This window comes from Vitiosangium sp. GDMCC 1.1324, assembly GCF_003044305.1.
Classification (GTDB): Bacteria; Myxococcota; Myxococcia; order Myxococcales; family Myxococcaceae; genus Archangium.
In genome coordinates this window covers 55,745-75,916 of the sequence record NZ_PZOX01000001.1, presented here as the reverse complement: position 1 = coordinate 75,916, position 20,172 = coordinate 55,745, and the positions used below count along the sequence as shown (strand labels likewise).

Annotated in this window: 16 protein-coding genes; 14 read left to right on the top strand and 2 right to left on the bottom strand. The window is 67.5% G+C overall.

The window, feature by feature from the left end; translation table 11 throughout:
- Position 1 precedes the first annotated feature (1 nt).
- From DAT35_RS00275 to DAT35_RS00240, 8 genes are all read left to right on the top strand, one after another.
- Positions 2–3,982, top strand: a complete 3,981-nt coding sequence (locus DAT35_RS00275) for a DNA/RNA non-specific endonuclease (RefSeq protein WP_108064847.1) — start codon at positions 2–4, stop codon at positions 3,980–3,982.
- A gap of 61 nt (positions 3,983–4,043) precedes the next feature.
- Positions 4,044–4,616 carry a hypothetical protein gene (locus DAT35_RS00270; RefSeq protein WP_108064846.1) on the top strand — a complete coding sequence of 191 codons (573 nt, stop codon included), beginning with the start codon at positions 4,044–4,046 and terminating at the stop codon, positions 4,614–4,616.
- A gap of 25 nt (positions 4,617–4,641) precedes the next feature.
- Positions 4,642–6,597, top strand: a complete 1,956-nt coding sequence (locus DAT35_RS00265) for an ATP-binding protein (RefSeq protein ID WP_108064845.1) — start codon at positions 4,642–4,644, stop codon at positions 6,595–6,597.
- Between the two features lie 18 nt (positions 6,598–6,615).
- The gene (locus DAT35_RS00260; RefSeq protein WP_158501494.1) at positions 6,616–8,319 is read left to right on the top strand and encodes a kelch repeat-containing protein; all 1,704 of its coding nucleotides are present in this window, start codon (positions 6,616–6,618) and stop codon (positions 8,317–8,319) included.
- A 297-nt stretch (positions 8,320–8,616) separates the two neighbouring features.
- Entirely contained in the window at positions 8,617–10,740 is a 2,124-nt protein-coding gene (locus tag DAT35_RS00255) for a nitrogen regulation protein NR(II) (protein ID WP_108064843.1), read from the top strand.
- Positions 10,730–12,109: a sigma-54 dependent transcriptional regulator gene (locus tag DAT35_RS00250; RefSeq protein ID WP_108064842.1), complete on the top strand. Its 1,380-nt coding sequence runs from the start codon at positions 10,730–10,732 to the stop codon at positions 12,107–12,109. The genes DAT35_RS00255 and DAT35_RS00250 overlap by 11 nt, the downstream gene beginning before the upstream one ends.
- 78 nt (positions 12,110–12,187) lie before the next feature.
- Positions 12,188–12,709, top strand: a complete 522-nt coding sequence (locus DAT35_RS00245) for an OmpA family protein (RefSeq protein WP_233261292.1) — start codon at positions 12,188–12,190, stop codon at positions 12,707–12,709.
- A 165-nt stretch (positions 12,710–12,874) separates the two neighbouring features.
- Positions 12,875–13,579 (top strand): DUF3014 domain-containing protein, encoded by a 705-nt coding sequence (locus DAT35_RS00240; RefSeq protein WP_233261229.1) that lies wholly within the window; start codon positions 12,875–12,877, stop codon positions 13,577–13,579.
- 43 nt (positions 13,580–13,622) lie between these two features.
- Here the strand turns inward: DAT35_RS00240 and DAT35_RS00235 are convergent, their stop codons facing one another.
- Positions 13,623–14,546 (bottom strand): hypothetical protein, encoded by a 924-nt coding sequence (locus DAT35_RS00235; RefSeq protein WP_146209523.1) that lies wholly within the window; start codon positions 14,544–14,546, stop codon positions 13,623–13,625.
- A 21-nt stretch (positions 14,547–14,567) separates the two neighbouring features.
- Between DAT35_RS00235 and DAT35_RS57965 the strand changes: the two genes are divergently transcribed.
- From DAT35_RS57965 to DAT35_RS00210, 6 genes are all read left to right on the top strand, one after another.
- Positions 14,568–14,828: a hypothetical protein gene (locus DAT35_RS57965; RefSeq protein ID WP_146209522.1), complete on the top strand. Its 261-nt coding sequence runs from the start codon at positions 14,568–14,570 to the stop codon at positions 14,826–14,828.
- 160 nt (positions 14,829–14,988) lie between these two features.
- Positions 14,989–16,278 carry a GTPase family protein gene (locus tag DAT35_RS00230; RefSeq protein WP_108064839.1) on the top strand — a complete coding sequence of 430 codons (1,290 nt, stop codon included), beginning with the start codon at positions 14,989–14,991 and terminating at the stop codon, positions 16,276–16,278.
- 185 nt (positions 16,279–16,463) lie between these two features.
- Positions 16,464–16,946: a hypothetical protein gene (locus DAT35_RS00225; RefSeq protein ID WP_233261228.1), complete on the top strand. Its 483-nt coding sequence runs from the start codon at positions 16,464–16,466 to the stop codon at positions 16,944–16,946.
- Between the two features lie 24 nt (positions 16,947–16,970).
- Complete coding sequence (locus DAT35_RS00220) at positions 16,971–17,363, top strand: hypothetical protein (protein WP_233261227.1); 393 nt, start codon at positions 16,971–16,973, stop codon at positions 17,361–17,363.
- Positions 17,364–17,580: 217 nt separating this feature from the next.
- A complete protein-coding gene (locus DAT35_RS00215) occupies positions 17,581–18,228 on the top strand; it encodes a TetR/AcrR family transcriptional regulator (protein WP_199242760.1) in 648 nt (215 codons plus the stop codon).
- 11 nt (positions 18,229–18,239) lie between these two features.
- Positions 18,240–19,157 (top strand): sterol desaturase family protein, encoded by a 918-nt coding sequence (locus tag DAT35_RS00210; protein ID WP_108064837.1) that lies wholly within the window; start codon positions 18,240–18,242, stop codon positions 19,155–19,157.
- On the opposite strand, the gene DAT35_RS00205 is transcribed toward DAT35_RS00210, so the two are convergent.
- Positions 19,077–20,135 (bottom strand): hypothetical protein, encoded by a 1,059-nt coding sequence (locus DAT35_RS00205; protein WP_108064836.1) that lies wholly within the window; start codon positions 20,133–20,135, stop codon positions 19,077–19,079. The two genes, DAT35_RS00210 and DAT35_RS00205, sit on opposite strands and share 81 nt — an antisense overlap.
- Positions 20,136–20,172 lie beyond the last annotated feature (37 nt).

Sequence of the window (20,172 nt, the reverse complement as noted above, 5' to 3'; positions counted from 1 at the left end):
CATGGCCTTCGAACCCGTTCGCAAGCCGTCCGCCAGGTCCTCGTCAGCGCCCGAGCTGGAGAAGCGCCGGAAGCAACTCCAGGGGAGTGTGCCCACGACCCGGAGCCGCGAGAGCACCCTTCCGCGCTACCTGCGGGACGAGCTCCAACAGGCGCCCTCGCCCAAGACGAACCCGAAAGCCCAGCCGGGCGAGATCGACTTGAGCAAGGGTGTGCTGGACGCATCCTCTGTGCGGCTCGACGAGGACGGGAGGGCCATGGCCCGGCTCGGGAGCCTCGCGGCGGGTGAGCTCGAGCTCGTCGAGGGCAAGGGCGGTTACAGCACCAGGGGCCAGGGTGCTGCACTGCCCCTCTCCCTGCCCCCGCTCGACGGCGTCCTCGGCGGAAGGCTGGTGTTGGCGGTGCGTATCGAGAACAACGTCATCACCGGCCATGCCGCCCTCGGCAAACCCGGACGCGCGGTGCCCCGGAACGACTCGGCGTTGCTGGGGCTGCTCGGCAAGGAGCCCGAAGCCCTGGGCCTCAAGGGCCTGTCGAAGCTTGGCATCAAGTCGCTCCACAACACGTTGGAGAACGGAGTCCTGAAGCTGGGCGCCGAGTCGGTGGACTTCACCCTGAGCGGCTTCGTCACCGGCAGCGGACAGCTCGGCTTCGAGAACGGCCAGATGCGCTTCGGCGGCCAGGCCGAGGTCAAGCTCCCCGGTGGCTCGGGCGGCAAGCTCCAGGTGGGCTACAGCCCCGAAACGGGCCTGACTGGCGAAACGCACCTGGAGGTATCCATCGGCAAGGTGTCCGGTGGGGCCGACGCGCGGCTGAAGCAGGGGGTGCTCGACATCCAGGGAACGGCCAGCTACGCGGGCGACCGGCTCAAGGGCACCATCACCCTGCTCGCCACGGATGCGGCCACCGCGCGTGACATCACGACGAAGGACCCACAGGCCGGCGGACTTCCCACACCAGGTGGCGAGGGGGCCCCAGGCGCGGGCACGGGAGCCGCGAGCCCGAGCGAGGCTGGAGCGCAGGCGAAACCAGGACCGCGCGCCTTCTGCGGCTGGGGCGAGTTGGACTTCTCGCTGACGGAGTGGCTCACGGGGAAGGCGAAGGTGGTGGTCGGCAGCACGGGTGAGGCCACCGTGCGGGGGGAGCTCGCCCCGCCCAAGGAGATCATCCTCTTCGAGCAGAAGGACTGGACGAAGAGCCTGTTGAAGCTGGAGGCGCGAGCGGCCTACGGGTTGCCGGTGGTGGGCAACGTGTTCGTGTTCGCCAATGTCGGGCTGGAGGCGCTGGCCACCATCGGGCCGGGCAAGCTCTACAACATCAAGCTGTCGGGGCAGTACTCGACAGACAAGCGGGTGGACAAGGAGCTGAACCTGCAGGCAACGCTGAACATCTCGGCGTTCGCGGGCTTGAGGCTGCGGGCCGAGGGCGGCGTGGGCGTCGAGCTGCTCGGCCACGACATCAAGGCGGGGGTGGGGGTGTGGGCGCTGGCGGGAGTGAGAGGCTACGTGGAGGCCACGCCCACCATCGGCTACCGGCAGAACGCAGGAGCGGAGGGAGAGTTCTACATCCAGGGCCACATGGAGCTGGCGGCGCAGCCCTTCCTGGGGCTGGGGGGAGACTTGTTCGTCGAGGTGGACAGCCCCTGGTGGTCGCCGCTGCCGGACGACAAGTGGACGTGGCCGCTGGGCAGCCTGGAGTACCCACTGCCGGGGGAGTTCGGAATCGGGGCGGACGTGGAGCACGTGCTGGGCTCCAAGCAGTGGCCGGAGGTGAAGTTCACGGAGGTGGAGTTCGACGGCGGCAGGTTCATGAGCGACCTGCTCAGCCAGAGCGCGCCGGGCAGGAGCAAGGCAGGCGAGGACCACAAGCCGGCGAAGTGGGACGAAGGCGGGGCGGCAGGAGCTCCGGCCGGTGGAAAGGGAGGTGCGGGAGGCAAGAGCGCCGCGGCCCCCGCGAAGGCGCCCGCCCCAGGAGGGAAGAAGGGGGGCAAGAAGGACGCGAGCACGAAACCGGCGAAGGGCAAGAGCGCTACGGACAAACTTGGCAAGAAGGATGGCGAGGGCAAGCCCGGTAAGGAAAAAGCCGGGAAGGGTCAGGGGCCGGAAAAGACGTCCGACAAGCTCGAGCGCCCCGTGAGCATGGCCGGAGCCAGTCACACCCTCTTCATCACACTCGGCCAGGGGGCCCATGTCGAGATGGCCTCCAAGCGCGAGCTCCTGTCCAACAAGCTCGGGCGCGGAGTGGGGGCACTCCTCCAGCGCAAGCGCGATGCCGAGCGCACCGGAGACGTGGAACTTGCCAGGAAACTGCAGACACAAGCCGATGACCTCAAGGGCATCGGGTCCGTGGCCAAAAGAACCCAGATGGAGGCCATGAAGCTCGGTACCGACCCCAAGAAGGACCTGAACGGGACCGAAAAGGGAGTCCAGCCCGCGATCTTCCAGACCCTGGCCGGTGAGATCACGGCCTATGGTGACTTGTACAAGGTCACGGATCTCGACCAACTGCTCGGAGGAGCGATTGCCGCCGAGGTCCCAAAGACCATCAAGGTGGAAAAAGCATACATCGCCAAGGAGAAGATCAGCCAGACGCTGGTGACAGCTCTCGGCAAGCACAGCGGAGGCATGCTCCACCACGGGAGGAAGCTGGACCCCAAGACGATGGTGCCGACACTGACCTCCAGCTTTGGCGCCACCTACGATAGGGCCAACCAACTGCTCACGTTGAGGTCCCCGAGCGCCGAAGTGTTGGGCCAACAGGAGTCGCTGGCCGGCCTAGGCGCTTCTGCTTCGAAACAGACGGGCGCGTCGATGATCGACCTGGCCAAGAACGGAAAGATGTTCACCGTCAAGGGCGAGTTTGGCCAGACGGTGGACATCGCCTACGGCGAATCGCGCCCGGCACTGGAAGAAGCCGACATCCTGCGGATCGCCAACGAACGGTTGGACGCACTGCTGAAGAAGTGGGAATCGGACGTACTCAACTCGGGCATGACCGACCCCAGCGTCAACCCGGCGATCGAAATCTGGAAGGGCTTCACCTTCAACAGCGACGCCGTGAGGAAACCAGCCCTGGAGTTCGCCAAGACGCACGTTCTGGACGAGCACGTGAGCAGCGTGGTGGAACTCGAGGGCGCTCTGCGGGGAAGGTTGAAGGCCAGCTTCCAAGATGTAGCCGGCGAGGTCGCCGCCGAACAGGCGCGCAACCACGGGATAGCCCAGGCCAGGGACAACGCCCTTCAGGACAAGCTCCGCAACAAGGTCCAGTACGAATCCAATGGACAGCTCGGCAGGATCCTCACCCCCGTCAGCGCTGGCGAGCACCACGAATTCGAGCCGATCAAGATCGACGAGGTCGTCAAGGGCGACATCGTCGAGATCACCTACACGACGAGGAAGGGCCAGCACTTCGTGGTCACGTTCGATGCGAAGCTGGGGCTGACGACCTCCATCGTGGGCACCAACCTCAGCCTCAAGGGACCAGGAGACCCGAAAAACCGAGGCATCACCGAGGACTCGCCCCACTATGTTGCCAACAAGAACCTCAACCGCAGCCACTTGATCGCCGACGAGTTCAAGGGCTCCGGCTACAAGGAGGGGCTCAATCTCATCACGACGAGTGACCATTACAACCAGATCGAAATGCGCCGAGCCGAAAAGCGCATTGGCGACTTCATCATCGACAACAAGGCAATAACGTTCAGTCTGAGGGTCGATGTCACGTGGAATGAAATCCTGGAGCAGACCATCCTCCAGAAGATCGTCAATGCCCACTGGTTCAAGACCAACTACAAGAACGCCACCGATCCATTGGGCCTGGAGCAGGAGCTCAAGGCCAAGCTCGCGGCCTGCCCGAATCTAAAACAGTGTAAGAGAGTCGAGTACACGGCCATCATTACCGATGCCGAAGAGCCCGCTCTGGTGAACCTCGATTTCTTCACGAAGATTGACGAAGATCTCTGGCTTTTGCTCGACAAGAAATGAACCGAGGCCTTGCTCGACAGTGGAGAGCCAGGGCCCTTTCCCCTCATTGAGGTCCCCAAGCATGAACACGAAGGAAGTGGTCGAATGGATGCAGCGGTTCACCCAGCGTGACTACGAGGCCCATCTCGCCTCCTACTCACCCGAGCTCGACGATGAAACCTACACGAGCAGGTTCGTCGAGCTCGATCGGTTGTACGCCCTGGAAGAGGACGTCTACACCGGCATCAGTCGCGGACGGGAAATGAGTGAGCAGGCGAAGGCCAGATGCACAACGATGAGGGAACGGCTGACGCCGCGCGTCCTGTTCCAACTGAAAAAGTACGCGCACCCAGAGATGGGGGAGTTGTACCGCGCCTACGTCAGTGGAGAGTTCAAGCACAACGTAGGCGCCTACAACCTGATCCTTACCCTCGCGCACACGAAACACGGGCTGCAGATCGTTTCGGTCGACAGCCGGTGCATGAACTGCCGGGGAAGTGGCAGGGAGGATGGAGAGGCGTGCCAGGAGTGTGGAGGCAAGGGCTGGGAGCACGAGAGCGGAAGGAAGTTGGGGGAGCTCGGAGCGCCGGTGGAAGTCATCAAGCTCCAAGCCCCAACCAACCCGGAGAGCCGCGCCGACTACGAGTCCACATAGGGGCGTGCAAACAGGAGGGACTCCCATGGGCACCTCAGCACTGACAATCACCACCCTGCGCGACTGCGCCCTGGCGGCCCTGGCGCGGAAGCTCGCTCCCTCGGAGGACAACACCCCGGACGAGCTCCGGGTCCTGCTCCGCGCCCGGCAGGGCGTCGAGGCCTCGCACCCCGACTGGCTCACGGGCGCACGGGCCTGCCTGGTGACTCCCGCTCCCGTGGACGCGCCCCTCGTGCGGCTCGCGCGGGAGTTGAACCTCTCCCTCCTGGAGCTGCTCACCGTGGCACTCGCCGCGGCCGTGGAGGAGGAGCCACTGGTGGGCCGCGCCCTCGCCTTCCTCCAGCACCCCGCCAGCTCCTCCCGTCCCTCGCTGGGCCTCGTCTCCTCGGCCTTCGCCGAGGCGGCGCCCCCGGGACTGTTTCCACTGCATGCCCTCGCCCATGGCACTGCGGTGCGCAGCGGGCTGCTCTCCCGCTCCGGCACCGAGGCCCCCCTCGCCGAGCAGACGCTCGCGATTCCCCTGCCCCTCTATTTCGCGCTCCGCGGCCAGGAGGCCTCGTGGCCCGGAACGACGCTCGGGCTCGGCCCCTACCCCGAGGTCCTCCTCCCCGCCTCCCACCTCGACCAGGTGCGCCGACATGCGGACACCCTGGCCGCCCACCCGCGAAGCGCGCTCCTGCTGCGCGGCGGCTCCACGGCGGAGCTCCGCACCGTGGCGGCCGCGCTGGCCACCACCATGGGCCGGCGTCCCCTCTTCCTCGAGACCGACCGGACCGAGGCCCTCGGCCCCTATCTCCACCTGCGCTCGCTGCTGCCCGTGTTCTGCTTCGACCTCGGCCCTGGAGAGCGCAAGCTCGTGCCCTCCCCGCCCCTCTACGAAGGCCCCGTCCTGCTCACCAGCGGGCCGGAAGGAAACCTCGAGTGGCCTGAGGGAAGCCTGCTCACCTGGACGCTGCCCGTCCCCGGGCAGCAGGAGCGCCGGGCACTCTGGGAGGTCGTGCTGGGAGACGCCCCGCTGGCCGAACACCTCGCGAGCGCCCACCGCCACCGCCCGGGGAGGATCTCCCAATTGAGCCAGCTGGCGCGGCGACACGCCGCCGTGGGTGGCCGCCCTGCACCGGAGGCACGGGACCTGGTGGCCGCGGCGTGGTCGGCCGAGGGCGCCGGGCTGGGCTCGCTGGCGCAGGCGATGCCCGAGCCGATCAGCGACGAGGCGCTGGTGGCCAACCCGCCCCTCGCGGCCGAGCTCCAGGCGCTGCTGCTGCGCTGCCGCTCGCGCGAGGGATTGGCTCAGGGGCTCGGCGCCTCCGCCACCACGCGCTACCGCACGGGCGTGACGGCGCTCCTGGTGGGCCCCTCTGGCACAGGCAAAACGCTGGCGGCGGGGTGGCTCGCTACTCGTCTGGGAATGCCGCTGTACCGGGTGGACCTCGCCAGTGTGTCGAGCAAGTACATTGGAGAGACGGAGAAGAACCTAGCGCAGCTCTTCGCGCGGGCCGAGCACGCCGAGGTGATGCTCCTGTTCGACGAGGCGGACTCGCTCTTCGGCCGGCGTACGGACATCCGCGATTCGAACGACCGCTTCGCCAACGCGCAGACCAACTACCTCCTCCAGCGCATCGAGTCCTTCGATGGAGTGGCCCTCCTGACGAGCAACAGCAAGGGCCGGTTCGATCCGGCTTTCATGCGCCGGCTGGACTCCATCATCGAGTTCCCGATGCCCGGGCCCGAGGAGCGGCGCTCCCTCTGGCTGGCGCACCTCGGGGAGGGGCACCGGGTGGCCCCCAAGGACCTGAACCGGCTGGCCGCAATGGCGGAGCTGAGTGGTGGACACATCCGCAATGCCGTGCTGCTCGCGGCGGTGCTCGCGCGCCAGGAGGCACGGCCCATTGAATACACAGACCTCTTGAGAGGCTTCGCGAGCGAGTACAAGAAACTCGGGCGCCATGTCCCCGCGGAGCTACGCCCGGCTGGAAACTGAAGACTGGAGGCAATGACAATGCCAGACATCTCGAACGAAGCCAGTGGCTCCACTCCGAAGCCGCCCGCCATCCTCATGGACGACGGTTCCAATGCCCATGTGTTGCAGGCCAGTGATGATGGCTCTGCAGGCCCGATCGAGCTGGGATTTCCCATCAACTTCTTCGGAACCTTCTACACCCGGCTCTACGTCAACACGAACGGCAGTGTCACCTTCCAGGCGCCACTCTACAAATACATCCCCTTCGATGTGACGGCAGGAAAGACTCCCATCATCGCCCCGTTCCTGGCGGACGTGGATACGCGGGCGGCGGCCTCCGGACGCGTCAGATACGGCACCGTGAGCTTCGATGGCCACCTGGCCTTGTGCGTGAACTGGATCTCCGTTGGCTACAGCCGGGAGCGCACCGACAAGCTCAACAGCTTCCAACTCCTGCTGGTGGACAGGAACGACTCGGGGCTGGGCAACTTCGACATCGTCATGAATTACGACCGCATCGAGTGGGAGTCCGGAGCCGCCAGCGGAGGGACCGGCGGCCTGGGCGGCCAGTCCGCGGCAGCGGGATTCTCCGCGGGCACGGGCAAACCGGACACCTTCTTCGGCTTTCCCGGCTCCCGGCTTCCCGGTGCGCTGCTCGACGGCAACGCGACGACGGGACTGACGCGAACCAGCCACAACAGCCCGCTCCTGGGCCGGCACATCTTCCGGATGCGAAAGGGATTGCTCAGCGTCCCGAAGCCGGCGGGCCGGAGCCTGAAGGCCAAGGCTCTCATCGTGCGGCTCCAGGATGGCCGGGTGCTTGCACTCGGAGACTGGGTCTCCCTGGTCGACATCTTCGAGCCGCGCACCGATACCTGGGTGCCCACCGGCGATACTGCCGCCAACCGCCGCACCTATACGGCCACATTGCTGCCCGATGGCCGCGTCCTGGTGACGGGTGGCGAGGACAAACCCTCCACCGCAGAGCTGTACGATCCGGCCACCGGCACCTGGAAGGCCACAGCTTTCATGCGCGAGGGCCGAATCAAGCACACGGCCACGCTGCTGCCGGATGGGCGGGTGCTGGTGACCGGGGGCGAGAATGCCTCGGGCACGCGACATGCCTCGGCCGAGGTGTATGACCCGGCCACGAACACCTGGACCGCCACCGGCAACCTGACTACCGCCCGGAGCGCGCACACGGCCACGCTGCTGCCGAATGGGCAGGTGCTGGTGGCCGGAGGCGAGAAGACCTCCACCCTGATGCTTGCCTCGGCCGAGGTGTACGATCCGGTCACCGGTACCTGGCGGACCACTGGCTCCATGGGCATCGTCCGGTACGATCACTCGGCCACGCTGTTGAAGGACGGGCGCGTGCTGGTCGCTGGAGGAACCCGCCTCGAGGACCCCAACGGCACAACTGAGTTGTACGAGCCGGCCACCGGCACCTGGCAGGCCACCGGACGCATGGAACAACCTCGCCGGGACCACACCGCGACCCTGCTGGACACCGGACATGTCCTCGTCACCGGTGGCTTTCACGAGGCCATCGGCATCCTCACGGGGGCCGAGCTGTACGATCCGCTCCTGGCGACATGGAGCCGCGTCGCCTCCTTGCAAGTGGATCGCGAACACCATGACGCGGCCCTGTTGAATGATGGCCGGTTGCTGATCGTGGGAGGCATCAGCAACACCGGCCAGGGGACGTATGAGCTGTACGACCCGCCTCTCTCCCGGAGATAGGCGTGGGGGACTGCCCCATTGCGAAGCCGCCGGAGGCGAGGGTGGCGGGCGGGCTCCGCTCCCTCGTGCGCGTCCTCCTCAACCCTACTCGCGGCCAGCGGGCACTCCGCGTCCCACCGGACTCCCCCCTGAATACCCGGCCTCCGGGCAACCTTGCGTCCGGTGTGGCGAGATGCCGCTGGGACCCTGGCAAAGTGCCAGCCTGGCAGGACGCGGCTCGCCGGTTCCCCCTCGTTGGGTGGGAGGAACCTCCACTGGGAACGACTGGCACTGGATTTGCGTTGCCGTCACACCTTGATGCGCCGCTCCATCCTCCCCCTGCTGCTGCTGCTCTCGGCCCTCGCCAGTGTTGCTGGGGGAGCGGTCTGGTTCATCCAGCGCGACCGGCAGGCGCTCGTCGAGCAGTTCGGGCACGAGCGGCAGGCCCAGCTTCAAGAGGCCACGCGCGGCGTCGCCGAGGCGCTCGAGGACCTGGGAGACGACCTGCGATTCGCGGGTGAGTTGCTCGCCCAGCCGGGCTCCCCCGAGGAGCATCGCCGCGAGCTCCGTGCCCTGTTGGAGGCAGTGGGCCAGTACAGGGCCATTGCCGTCTACGGGCCGGATGGCCGCGAGCAGATGACCCTCGTGGACCGGCGGGCGCAGTTGATGCCTCGCGAGCCGGCACACGCCTCGGCCCTGACGGAAATGGCGCGCCAGGCGCTCGAGCTTCCACAGGACCGCATCGTCCCCTCCCCCCCGGTTGCGGATGCCACCTCGAAATGGATGCGCGTCTTCGCCACCCGGCTTCCCGCCGAGGCGCCCGGCGGTGGAGGCGCCATCGCCATCCTGGTGGACACCGAGACGTTCTTCGCGCCGCTGCGCCTGATGACCGCGGACGAGAACACCCGGCTGCTGCTGCTCGGCTTTCACGGGCGCCCCTCGCCCCTGAGCGCTCCAGAGGTCGCGACCTGGTACCAACGGCTGGGGGAGTCAGCGGGCAACCAGGTGCCCGGACTGCGCGCGCTGGCCGCACGCATGCGCGAGGGGGAGTCCGGAGCGCTCATGCTCGGTGAGGGGGAAGCGAGACGCCTCGGCCTCGGGCCCGCCGATGTGGTGGCCACCTTCATGCCCATCCGCATGCGCGGCGAGGCGTCCTGGTCGGTGGCCATGCTCTCCTCCACGAGCGCGCTGCGCTCCCACGAGCGACTCCTGGTGCTGCGCCTGTCCCTCGCCGCCCTCCTGGTGGCCCTCTTCCTGGTGACCTTCGGGGCCTATGTGGTGCTCGCCAATCGCCGCGCCGTGGCGCTGCGCGAGAGCCGCCGTCACGCCGACCGGCTGGCGCACCTCCACGAGAAGACGCAGAAGATTCTCGACCACATCCCCACGGGCGTCCTCGCGTTGACTGATGGAGGACGCATCAGTGCCGTGAATCAGGCCCTCCGCACACGCCTTCCCCCCAGCGCACTGGGCAGCACGCTCTCCGAGGCCTTCCCCGCCGCGCCCCCTCCCGTGGTGCGGCGTCTCATGGACCTGGTGGCGGCCACGCGTGAGGACGGACGGGTGAGCAGCCTGCATGGCGAGCCGCTCAACCTCTTCGGCGAGAAGGGCCAGTACAACGTCCATGTCGTCCCCCTGGAGCACAGCGACGAGGAGGTGCGCACCCTCGTGGTGCTCGAGGACCTGAGCAACGTGCGCATGCTGGAGGACCAGCTCCTGCGGGCCGAGAAGCTCGCCACGGTGGGGGTCCTCGCCGCCGGCGTGGCTCACGAGATCGGGACGCCCCTGGGCATCATCCGGGGCCGCGCCGAGTACATGCTCGGGAAGCTGGGCGGCGCCGCGCACCCGCAGGGTCGGGGCCTCAGCGCCATCATCGGGCAGATTGATCGGGTGAGCCGGACCATCCGGCAGCTGCTCGACTTCTCGCGCTTCCAGCCCGCGGAAGCTCGGGCCGTCTTCCTGGCCCCCCTGGTGCGCGGCCTGGAGGAGTTGATGCAGGTGGAGGCGGACCGGAGGCGTGTCCAACTCCACATCGAAGTGCCCGAGCACCTGCCCGCACTCGCGGCCGATGCGGACCAGCTTCAGCAGGTGCTCCTCAACCTCGTGCTCAACGCCTGTGATGCGTGCAGCGCGGGAGGCCACGTGCGGTTGAGCGCCTTCCCCGCTCGAGAGGATCCGCCAGGTGCCCAGGGGAGGCTCGAGCTGTGCGTCGAGGACGACGGCAGTGGCATCGCTCCGGAGCACCTGCACCAGGTCTTCGACCCCTTCTTCACCACCAAGAAGCGCGGCCAGGGCACGGGACTGGGCCTGACCATGGTCGCGCAGATCGTCCGCAACCACGGGGGCCAGGTGGAGATCGACAGCGAGCCAGGCCGGGGCACCCGCGTCACGCTGCGCTGGCCGGTGGCCGCGCCCAGCTGGGAGGAACAACGACATGCCGTCTAGCGCTCGAATCCTCGTGGTGGATGACCACGTGGAGATGGGAGAGATGCTCCATGAGCCGCTCACGGACGCCGGCTACCTCGTGGACGTGGCGAGCAGCGGCACGGAGGCCATCGCGCAACTGCGTGCCCGCCTCTATGACGTGGTGCTGTGCGACCTGCGCATGAAGGAGGTCGACGGGCTGGATGTGCTCGCGGCGGCGCTGAAGATAGACCCGGGGCTTCCGGTGCTGATGATGACCGCCTTTGGCGCGGTGGAGAGCGCGGTGGAGGCGATGAAGCGCGGCGCCTACCACTATTTCACCAAGCCCTTCCGCCTCGACGAGGTGCTGCTCTACGTCGGGCGGGCGCTGGAGGAGCGGCGCCTGCGCGCCGAGCACCGGACACTCAAGCGACAGGCGGCCGACCGCAGTGGCCTGGGCTCGCTGCTGGGCCACAGCGCCCCCATGCGGACGCTCTACGAGCTCGTGGAGCGCGTGGCCCATTCCGAGGTGCCGGTGCTGGTGCGTGGCGAGAGCGGCAGTGGGAAGGAGCTGGTGGCCCGGGCGCTCCACTCGGAGGGGCCGCGGCGGCAAGGGCCCTTCGTGGCCGTCAACTGCACCGCGCTGCCCCATGCCCTGCTGGAGAGCGAGCTCTTCGGCCACGTGAAGGGCGCCTTCACGGGCGCCACCACGGCGCGCCGGGGCCTCTTCGTCGAGGCCGACGGAGGCACCCTGTTCCTCGACGAGATAGGGGACATGGCCCCGGAGCTCCAGGCGAAGCTCCTGCGGGTACTCGAGGACGGCGAGGTGCGAGCCGTCGGGGCGGACGGCTCGCGCAGCGTGGATGTGCGCATCATCGCCGCCACCCACCAGGACCTGGAGGCACGGGTGAAGGAGGGGCGCTTCCGGGCGGACCTCTTCTACCGGCTCAACGTCGTCTCGCTACGGATTCCCCCGCTGCGCGAGCGCCGGGAGGACATTCCGATGCTGGTGGAGCACTTCGTGGCCCAGGCGCGAGCGCGCACCCCGCGATCCCCCGTCACCGCGCTGGCTCCCGAGGTGGTGACGGAGCTGGCGCGCATGCCGTGGCCCGGCAACGTGCGCGAGCTGGAGAATCTCCTCGAGCGCCTCGTCATCCTCGGCAGCCAGCCCACCGTGGACCTCTCCACGCTTCGCTTGCATGCCTCCGGGAGCGTGCCGGACACGCCCATGCATCCGCTGGCCATGGCACAGGAGCAGGTAGTGCCGCTCCGTCATCTGGAGAGCGAGTACATCGCCTGGGTGGTTGCCCGGTGCGGGGGCAACAAGACGCGCGCCGCGGAGCTGCTGGGGATTGATGTCTCCACCATCCACCGGCGTGAGCGCGCCGACGGCGGCATTTCGCAACGGTAGAACGAGGCGCTTTGCCAGCCTCGAAGATCCCGGCGAATCCTCTACCGAGAGGGATTGGGAACGGCACAGCCCTTGCTCATGTCTCCGGGCATGAACATCCACCGCACTCTGCCGCCCCTTCTCCTCGCGCTCGGCCTTTCGGGCTGCGCGACCACTCCTCGTCAAACGGAAAGCACCACCCGCGTCGAGCGGCCGTCTACGCCCGCTCCGGCCGCCCAGGTGACGGTCCGCGACGAGGGCAACAAGTCCACCTCGGACGAGGCTCTCGCGGCGCTCGCCGCCGCGCCCATCTACTTCACACTCGACTCCGCCAGCCTCACGCCCGAAGCCCAGGACTCGCTGGAGCGGCTCGCGCTGGCGTTGCGCCAGCGCCCCCAGGCCCGGGTGACGGTGTCCGGACATACCTGCGAGCTGGGGACCACCGAGTACAACCTGGCGCTGGGCCAGCGTCGTGCCGACATCGTGCGCACGCACCTCGTGCGTCTGGGTGTCGAGCCCCAGCGCATCCAGGTGCTGTCGTACGGTGAGGAGCATCCGGCGGACGCGCACGCCCTGGAGAAGAACCGCCGAGCGGAGTTCAGCGTCCGCTCGGCCGAGTAACCCAGCCGGTGCGCAGGAGCACCACAGCCGAGCCCCCACTCCCGAGGAGCCCTGATGACCTCCGCCCCTTCCCTCACCCCCAACACTCCTCCTGAGCCGCCCGGTTCCCGGCGCGGGTTCCTGCTGGTCTCCCTCCTCGTGGTCGCGCTTCTTGGGGGAGCTGGCGTGTTCCTGTTTCTCCGCGCACCCGAACAGCCCGTTGCCGAGCGCGTCGAGCACATCCAATCCGTCGGCACCTCAGCCCCAGCGGAGACAAAGCCCGCGGTCCAGATTGCTGGAACCGACTCTCGCGTGCGCGAGCTGCTGAGCGGGCTCTCCAACGACACCGAGTTCCTTCGCTGGCTGTCCGTCGGTGACCTGGCCCGGCGTTTCGTTTCCGCGACGAACGCCGTGGCCGATGGGCAGAGTCCGAGTGTCCAACTGTCCTTCCTGGCGCCCAACGCCGGATTCCAGGTCGCGCGTCGCTCGGGCCGCACGGTGATTGCGCCAGAGAGCTACGCCCGCTTCGACGGCATCGCTCGCGCGATTGCCTCGGTGGATACGCGGGGAGTGCAGCGGGTGTACCAGGAGCTGAAGCCTCTGCTCGAGGCGGCCCATGCGGAGATTGCACCTCCCGGACGACCCTTTGACCAGGTCCTTGCCCAGGCCATAGGCCGAATCACCGCCGTCAGGGTGCCCACCGGGTTGGTCGAAGTCACTCCGAAGGGCGCACTCTACGCCTATGTGGACCCGCGTCTCGAGGCTCTCAGCGGCGCCGAGAAACACCTGCTACGAATGGGGCCGGAGAACATGCGCAAGGTACAGACGAAGCTCTCCGAGATTGCCCTCGTTCTGGGCCTTCCCTCGCCGCAGCAGGCCACTCGACCCTGACGGATGAGGCGCCGGGGCCTCGAATACACTCCGAGGCCTCGGCTCAAGACCGCGCCGTGACCTCCGAGGCGACCGGCCAGCGCGTGGTTGCCCAGAGGTACAGGAGCAACGTCATCGTCTCGAGGCGGGCGTCGGCGGTCTCGGCGGGAGCGATCGCGCGGGCGAGGCCGGCGAGACGGGCAATGCGGGTGAGATCGCGAAGCGTGGCCGCCAGGGTCGGAAGCTCCAACAGCAGGTGGGCGCGCAACGCCAGGGAGAGCACCATCCCGTCGCTCGCCGCGGGCACGGGAGATGGAGCCGGCTCTCGCAGCAGGGCCTCGGCGATCCCCGCGACCCAACGCGCTCCCTTGGGCTGCGGACCGGCGGGGTGGAGGTACGTCTCGAGACGTTCAGCCTCGGACTGCATGCGAGTCTTCAGCTCACCCAGCCACTCGGGCGTGAGCTCGGCACGAGGAATACCCAGACTCTGAACCGCACTGTCCAGGACGCGCACGGGCTCGCCGAGTCCTGGCGCCGCCAGGACATCCGACAGGGCTCGCGCCCACTTCAGGTACGTGGCGCGAGGGAGCCTCCGGCGTTCATCGACGGCCACCTGCTCGGGGATCTCGGGGACGGTCGTCAGACCCCGCAACGGATCGCGCGGCCAGTCCCCGCCGGGCTGTCGCCGCACCGTCCGGGCCGCACACGCGCATTGCGGAAGAATGCTGACCTCGAAGTGGTCGCCACAGTGGATGACCTGCAGGGGGAACTGGCGGCAGGTCCAGGGCTTTGCCTCCGCGCCTCCGAGCTTGTGGATCCGACACCCCTCGCTCGTGAGAAAGCCGCAACCGTCACCGATGAAGATCGGCGTGAGCATGTCGGGCTTGCCAGGAGTCGCCGGGGCGAAGGCTTCCTCCGGCTTGCCAGGCCCCCCGCCGTGGGGATCGAACCGGTGCAGCGTCGAGATGGCGCGCCGACTCTCTTCCATCGTCGCGGGGATGACGGGGTATTGCGAGCAACACGCGCCCGAGAGATTGCAGCCGACCGACAGATCGCCCCCGACGACCGGCAACCCAGGCTGTCCGGCGGCTCCACGCTCATCCGGCTGGAGTTCGTGCTGCAGGAACTGGGGGGTCCGGGGCACGATGTCCCGCTCGGCATCGTACGGAGGGAGCTCCGGCAGATGATGGACATCGTCGATCTCGATCCCCGGGCCGAAGGGCCGGAGGAGCACGAAGCGGCGGATCCGACCGCCCTCTCGTCGATGTAGTAGCTGTGTATACACCATCGAGGGAGAGGTCTAACACGGGCATCAGGCGAAAGCCCAGGATGTCCGCCCGCCCGATCTCTGGGCAAATGGACAGAAGGCCGCCTGCCTTCGAGCGGGACTCCGTGGAGTCGTGTGTTATGGCCATCTTCCTGGAGGACTTATGGCCGCCCCGAACGAACCCACGTTCCAGGAGATCGCCGAGACCATCCGCCGCCTCGAGGAGATGCTGGACCGCGTCCCGGATCCGCTCGCCCGGGACATCCGCCAGAAGATCTCGCACCTGCGTGCCCTGCTGCTCGAACAGCGCTCGCCCAACCTCGTGCTCGTGGGCCGCCGCGGCGCTGGCAAGTCGTCCCTCATCAACGCCTTCTTCGGTGCCCGCGTCGCCGAGGTCGGCCACGTCAAGGCCCAGACCGGCCAGGGCCGCTGGTTCGACGTCCAGGGCGAGCTCGGCACGCTCTCCATTCTCGACACCCGGGGCATCCAGGAAGGCTCCGTCCCCGAGGAGGCCGACGCCGCCGAAACGCCCCTCGACTCCATCCTCGCCGAGGTCCGCCGCAAGGCCCCCGACGCCCTGCTCTTCCTCGTCAAGGCCACCGAGGTCGATGCCGCCATCGACGCGGACCTGGACGTGCTCGAGCAGCTCGTCTCCGCTGTCGAGCAGGCGCACGGTCTGCGCCCTCCCCTGATCGGCATCGCCACGCACTGCGATCTTCTCGAGCCCAAGCGCACCGACCTCCACCGCTCCGCCGAGCAGGATCCCGCCGAGCTCCAGGAGAAGCTGCGCCACGTGGAGGCCGTCGAGCGGCAGTTGCGCGAGAAGCTCCGCTCCCGGGAGGCCCTGCGCGGCGAGCTCGTCACCGTGCTCGGCGTCTCCACCTACCTGTCCTGGCGCCAGGACGGAACGATCCGCTCGGACGAGCGATGGAGGCTGGGCGAGCTCGCCCAGGTGCTGTTTCGCGAGCTCCCGGAACAAGGGCGGCTCGTCCTCGCCCGGGTGACGCGCGTGCGAGCCCTCCAGGAGGAGCTCGCCATCGCGCTCACCCGCGCCGTGGCCTCGGTCTGCATGGGAATCGCCTTCGTGCCCATCCCCGTCGCGGACATCATCCCCATCACCTCCGCCCAGCTCAGCCTCATCACTGGCATCGCGTGGATCTCCGGCCGCCAGCTCGACCTCAAGGCATCTGGCGAGTTCCTCGCTGCCCTGGGCGTCAACGTCGGTGCAGCCGTTGCATTGAGAGAGGCCGCTCGAGGCCTCATCAAGTTTGTCTTTCCAGGCGCTGGCAATGTCATCTCCGGAGCCGTTGCCTTCGCAGGCACGATGGCCATCGGCTCCGCCGCCCGTGCCTACTTCCTCCGCGGCGTCTCCGCCGAGGAGGCCCACAAGCTATACCTGTCCACCCGAGCCTCGGCCGAGACCCACCCCGACCGCGCCCTCTCCGAGGACTGAGCCCGGCTCCACGCGCGCCGATCGAAACAGGCTCCAGGCCCCGCAGCACGTCCGCTACCGGACGACGGATACGCGGTGCCAGTGAGTGCGACTCGTCGCACGGGTAACCTGCCGCAGGAGATCAGGTAAGCAAGGCAGCGCGGCCAAGGGGGACGGCGATGAACCCAGTAGCGCTAACGAGATGGATGGCTGTGCTGACGGCCGTGGCGACGGCCAGCCTCGGATGTGCCCACACGCAACCGCCGGAGCGAAAAGTCTACGTCATCTCCGAGGATGCGAGCGGCGTTGGCTCCAACCTCGAGAGCGGAACTGGCGGCGCGGGTGCCGAGGCCTACTGCAACGAACTTCAAAAACAGTGTTTCACAAAGTGCTGGAGACGCAAGCCCGAGATTTCAACCATCGAGAAACATTCCGGAGACCACTATAAACACTGCAGCGAGAAGTGCCTGAAAGTATTCATGCAATGCGTCAAGGAGCAGGAGGAATTGGAGCGGCAGGAATCACAGAAAAAGGAGCTTCATTTCCCAACCATTGACGCCGCACTCGACTGGCTCAGGGCCCACAAGGCCGAAGTAGCACTTGGAACCGTCGTCATCGTTGGAGGCGTAGCCGCCGCTCCCTATGTCATTGCCCTGCTGGGCGGCGCACTGGTTCTAGCGCCCCTATAAGCAAACAACAACCCTGGTGACAATATGGCACACACTCCAGACTTCGACCTGGGTGAGATGATCGGTGTTTTGAAGTCCGTCATCGAGCAGTACGCGGAGGGCACGAAAGAGAGGGATGCAACCAAACTTGCTCAAGCTGCGTTGCTCTACATGCGCGACAACAAGAAAGAGGACGACTTCGCCAGGTATTACAAGAAGTTCACCGACACCTCCTTCACGATCGAAGTTTCCCATGAGTTCGCGACGCGAGAAGAAGCGGACAAATGGCTTGCCAGCGGAAAAGCCCAGCACGCCGAACATGTCAAAATCGCAGGCAAGGGCTTCCTGGTCGTTCAACTGCCAGGGAGAATGACATTCATCGATAGACCGCTTCCGGAAGAGTTGAAGACGGAAGAGTGGACGTCGGATTCCGAGTAGGCGCTCCAGGTCCGCGGAACATCACGTTGCCGATCGCGACGGTGTGCCCTGTCCCTCGGCGTCTCCCATCTCGACCCCCCCCAGCCGCACGCCCCCATGTCCCTCGCCCAGGGGATGAGGGGTGGGCTCCCTGCTTGTCCCCCAGGGGATGAACCTCGTCCACTTGGTGAGTGAGTGCTCACTTTCTTTTTCCGACGAGGAGGGCTACAGTTCGCGTATGACTGATTCGTCCCCGGGCTCGGAGGCAGGGCCTCGCGTCCGGCGCACCCAGCAGGAACGGCGGGACTCCACCCGCCTCAAGCTGCTCGACGCCACCGTCGAGTGCCTGATGGAGCTCGGCCATGCGCGGACGACCACGCTCGCCATCGCCCAGCGCGCCGGCATCTCCCACGGCGCCCTCTTCAAACACTTCCCCACCAAGGCCGAGCTGCTCGGCGCCGCCGTCGAGCACCTCTTCCCCCGCCTCATCGCCGAGTACCGCGCCGAGCTCGACGCAACGCCCGCCCCCGCTGGAGACCGGGTCGCTCAGGCCATCGAGCGGCTGTGGTCCATCTACCAGCGCCCCGAGCTGCTCGCCGCCATCGAGCTGTACGTGGCCGCGCGCACCGACGCCGAGCTCGCCTCGGCCCTGAGCACCGTGGACCCGCCCCACCGCCGCCACCTGCACCGCGTCGCCCGCGAGCTCTTCCCCGGTGTCGCCTCCACCCACCCCGACTTCGACGCCATCATCGAGCTCATCCTCAACGCCGTGCAGGGCGCCGCCGTCGGCGGTGTGGCGCTGCCCGCCAATCCCGATCACCGGCAGATGCTCGCGCTGCTCGTCCGGCTCGCCCGCGGCGCCTTCTCCTCCCCACCCCAGCCCTAGGGAGTCGCTCCATGGCGGATCTTCCTTCCTTCGATCCCACCCAGTTCGCCACTCCGGCGTTCATCCTCCTGATGGCCGTGGAGGGTCTCTGGCTCGCCCGGCACCGCGAGGAAGGACTCGTGGGCTACGCCGTCAAGGACACCGCGGCCAGCCTCACCATGGGCACCGTCTACTCGCTCATCTACATGCTCTGGAAGGGCGTGGAGTACGCCTTCTACTCCCTGCTCTACGAGCTCACTCCGCTGCGGCTCGGCACCGGCGTGCTCACCTGGGTGATCCTCTTCTTCGCCGAGGACCTCTGCTACTACTGGTTCCACCGCGTCCATCACGAGTCCCGCTTCTTCTGGGCCTCGCACGTGGTGCACCACTCCAGCCAGCACTACAACCTCTCCACCGCCCTGCGCCAGACGTGGACGCCCATGACGCACCTGCTCTTCTGGGCCCCGCTCGCCCTGCTCGGCTTCCACCCCGCGCTCATCCTCACCCAGCACGCCCTCAGCCTGCTCTACCAGTTCTGGATCCACACCGAGGCCATCGGCCGCATGGGTCCGCTCGAGTGGGTGCTCAACACGCCCTCGCACCACCGCGTCCACCACGGCTCCAACCCGCGCTACCTGGATCGCAACTACGCCGGCATCCTCATCATCTGGGATCGGCTCTTCGGCACCTTCCAGCCCGAGGACGAGCGCCCCGTCTACGGACTCACCAAGAACATCCAGACGTACAACCCGCTGCGCATCGCCTTTCACGAATACGCCGCCATCCTCCGCGACGCGCTGCGCCCCAACCCGCTGCGCGTGCGCCTGGGGTACGTGTTCCGCAACCCCGCCTGGAAGCCTCCGGAGGACTCAGTCCCGGCAGCAGGCGATGGCGCCGTCCTGGGAGCGAAAGAAGGCCGTCGTCAGCTCCCGTCCCACCCAGGCGCATAGCACCTCGTACGTCCGCCGCCGCGCGCCACCTACGCGCGCCGGCTCGCGAATGAGCGTCTCCGGGTGCCGGATGAAGACGTTGTAGCCCAGGATGAACCCATCCGAGCGCAGCACCGTAATCCCATCCGTGGCCATCATCCCGCGCAGCAGCTGCGCCGCCGAGCTCACCGCCGCGGCCGCCTCCACGTCCGGGCTCTCGTGGTAGCGCATCACCCGCGCCACCATGTCGATGGGCTCCCCCAGCAGCACCCCGTCCACGAACACCGGCGAGCCCGTGCTCCCCTTGGGCAGCACCGCCACCAGCGTGCCGTGCGAGGCCTGCATCGCCTCGAAGAGCACGCGCCGGTAGAAGTCCCGCGTCAAGCTCCGCGCCGGATCCTTCAGGTCCACCGTCAGCCCCAGCGCCAGCTCGTCCATCGCCACCGTGGGAAGGGTGACTTCCGCTCGCGCACCGGACAGGAAGACGTGCCGATACAGGCCGCCCATGCCGCGCAGCTCGATGACGTTCTCCGCCAGCTGCAGCACGCCCACCATGCGCAGCGAGCGATCCCCGGCCCGCCGCATCCGCTCCAGCGGCGTCTCCACCAGCGGGGAGGGATCCGTCCGGAAGACCCCGTAGGCGAAGCCCTCGGGCACCAGCAGCATGTACAGCGACCACCACCGCCCCTGGCCCAACGGCGCGCACTGCTTGAGCGCCCGCTGGATCGTCTCCCGCGTCCGAGGGCCCACCCCGATGGCGACCGGATCCCTCCCGTCCAACACCCGCAGCATCCCCTCCAGGTCGTCCCCCAGGAACGCCACGGGGAAGAGCGGCTCGCCCTCCTCGCGGTAGCGCGACAGCGTCACCATCAGCTCGCTGAGAGGGTCTCCCACCTGCTCGGAACCCAGCCCGGCTTCATTGAGGAAGGAACAGACTGCGTCCGACAACAGGTGGCGGAAGGACAGGACCGGGGACTCTCCCGGAGCCGAGGTGCTCATGGACACGCACAGTCTCCTTCAATCCCCACGTTCACGC